Origin of the sequence: Paenibacillus sp. OT2-17 (assembly GCF_009827695.1) — a bacterium.
GTDB lineage: Bacteria > Bacillota > Bacilli > Paenibacillales > Paenibacillaceae > Paenibacillus > Paenibacillus polymyxa_B.
In genome coordinates, this window is the sequence record NZ_WUDQ01000574.1 from 1 (window position 1) to 2,304 (window position 2,304).

Consider the following 2,304-nt stretch of genomic DNA (forward strand, 5'->3'; position numbering starts at 1 on the left):
TTACTGCTAGCACTGGAGGAACGTGCACGTGAATTGGGGTTAAGATACTCGCTGCTAGATGCCCAATGCCAAGCCGAGAGGTTTTACGAAAAGCTCGGTTATGAGACGATCTCCGATGAACCTTTTGACGATGCGGGAATACCGCATGTACGTATGCGCAAAAAGTTGTAGTCGACAGCGTAAGGTGCATACAAATCTGTACAATGTGCATGCTAGTAAAAGTTCCTCCACTATAATACTATGGATAAGGAGCGATACAGTATGGCTGATACAGAACGAGAGCAAATTACAGCAGTACGTAAAGACGGGGATGGCGACCTTACGTCTTTTCAGACATCTACTGGTCGGGTTTTAGATTATAACCAAGCATTGAACGAGATTGAAGCAGGCTCAATTGCAGGCGTTAATGTTTTCAAGGCCAAGGATGGAAGCAAACGAATTCGGGGAGATGCCGATGGAGATCCATCTAATAACCTGGACCAACTGCCATTGTTCTGACCTTAACTCGCAACATTAGAATGCAAGTTCATCATTATATTCAAGAACAGCAAGCCGCTTGGCTATCCTTTGTAGGAAAGCCAGGCGGCTTTTTGTTAATTGTTCAAACTGTATTTAGCATGCTACTCTGCACGTTCCAACTCTGCAAGTTGATATACTCGTTGCTGCTCCAGAAAGGACATGACTCCTGCTTTCTCCCTGAACTGTTCCATATCATCACTATAGTGCATCAGATGAATCCGCTCTTGAAGAGATGGCGCCAAGCTTAGCAGCTCGTCCAACGTCGTATGGACTTCTCCAGCGCCTTGTAATTGAACCTCATGCAGAATACTCCGACATCCTCGTTCATGCACCAGATGATGAAGCAAATCAGGGTCAAAAACCATATCTGCACTATAAAAAAGGCGGTCATTAATGAATATTGAATAACTGTTTTTACCCGGAATATGCCTTGTAGGGATTAGCTCCACCTGGATACCCGATACTAATGTAGTGGGTACACCAGGCGTTATTACGTTTACCTCGAATACATCTTCAAGCTTGTCAATCATACCTTGCTGTGACATTCCGCCCTTGAGCGTATGTTCCCACAAAGGGTGGATTAGTGGTTCGGCGATATAAAGTAGAGGCTTGCGACGATGGAGAATGTTCATTTGAAAACCGAATTCCTCCAAACCTCCGACATGATCTGCGTGAATATGTGTGATTAAAATTGCGCCAATATCAGGCAAAGGGACGCCCATTTGGTGTAATGCTAAAGAAGCGGTTGTACCGCAATCGATCAGCAGTTTGCCTTCTCCGCTGTCCAGCAGCGCGTTGTTGTTGTAATAATGCTTGGCAAAGGCACTGCCTGTGCCAAGCATTTGTATCGTTAGGCTCATTATGGATTATCCCTCCGGACTTTGTGTACTAGGACATTCTACAGTCGTATTTTATCACCTATGCTGCTGGAACTAAAGATTTGGCTCCTTATGTAAAAACTTTGGACAATTTGTGAAACACAGCGCAACTTGTGCGGCTGAGCTAGGTATAAATGTACGACAGAAGGTTTTAAACAGATAACGATGGAGGGATTAGTAGTGATGAAATGGAGAAAAGTGATGGCCCTAGTGATGGCCTTTTCAATAATGGGAGGGACCGCCATTTCGGCGGAATCCGCCAAGGACCAAGTGCAGTTGATTATTAATGGAGAAGTGTCAAAAGATGGCGCAGTTGTCATTGATGGGAAAACCTATGTGCCCATCCGTGATTTTAACGGACTTGTAAATTTTGATCCATCCGGTGGAAAAGTTGTTTTCGACCAGCCTAACGTGCATATGTTCCTGTTCAAGGGAGATACGGTGTTTGGTAACGTGAATAAAGGCAATAAAGTGAAATTTAATGTATTCAGTCAAATTGATACCTTGAAAACAGATATCTCTGGAGTGAAGGTAGCGATTACCGACCCTTCGGGCAACGTGAAGGATATTCAGTCTCAAGATATCAAAGGAGCGCAAAAGGATAACTTCTGGTTCCGTACGAACGACTTTACGTATGATTTCAAAACAGCAGGGAATTACCGGGTTGGTTTCTACATTAAAGAGAGCAAAGATGGTAGCTATACCCTGGTGTCCGAAAAAGTCATTACAGCGATAAATTAGGCATACCACAAATTGACCTGCACCCTTGATCATGTTACGATACGGGGGAAAATAAAACAATTTGAAGGTAGGTATTTCCATGAGTGATCACAAACATGAACACGGTGAAGCCTGCAACCACGATCATGACCACGAACATGAAGAAATGGTTCTTACGCTAACTGAT

The 2,304-nt window shown here is 43.8% G+C and carries 4 protein-coding genes and 1 pseudogene; 4 read left to right on the forward strand and 1 reads right to left on the reverse strand.

The features are described 5' to 3' along the window. The coding region (locus tag GRP75_RS24710; protein ID WP_160790645.1) for a GNAT family N-acetyltransferase at positions 1-171 on the forward strand (171 nt) is incomplete at its 5' end. Positions 172-261: 90 nt separating this feature from the next. Then, a complete protein-coding gene (locus tag GRP75_RS24715) occupies positions 262-498 on the forward strand; it encodes a DUF3892 domain-containing protein (RefSeq protein ID WP_023989345.1) in 237 nt (78 codons plus the stop codon). Positions 499-620: 122 nt separating this feature from the next. Here the strand turns inward: GRP75_RS24715 and GRP75_RS24720 are convergent, their stop codons facing one another. Continuing rightward, positions 621-1,379, reverse strand: coding sequence for an MBL fold metallo-hydrolase (locus GRP75_RS24720; RefSeq protein ID WP_160790646.1), 759 nt, complete (start codon positions 1,377-1,379; stop codon positions 621-623). A 201-nt stretch (positions 1,380-1,580) separates the two neighbouring features. Here GRP75_RS24720 and GRP75_RS24725 point away from each other — a divergent pair, with 201 nt between their 5' ends. Both GRP75_RS24725 and GRP75_RS30060 read left to right on the forward strand, forming a co-directional pair. After that, complete coding sequence (locus GRP75_RS24725; RefSeq protein WP_023989343.1) at positions 1,581-2,138, forward strand: hypothetical protein; 558 nt, start codon at positions 1,581-1,583, stop codon at positions 2,136-2,138. 79 nt (positions 2,139-2,217) lie between these two features. Beyond that, positions 2,218-2,304 (forward strand): annotated as a pseudogene (locus GRP75_RS30060) (DUF1292 domain-containing protein); the annotation flags it as partial.

Excerpts from the sequence above, each read along its gene's own strand:
- GRP75_RS24720 (WP_160790646.1), bottom strand. The coding sequence starts at position 1,379 with ATGAGCCTAACGATACAAATGCTTGGCACAGGCAGTGCCTTTGCCAAG.
- GRP75_RS24715 (WP_023989345.1), top strand. The coding sequence starts at position 262 with ATGGCTGATACAGAACGAGAGCAAATTACAGCAGTACGTAAAGACGGG.
- GRP75_RS24725 (WP_023989343.1), top strand. The coding sequence starts at position 1,581 with ATGAAATGGAGAAAAGTGATGGCCCTAGTGATGGCCTTTTCAATAATG.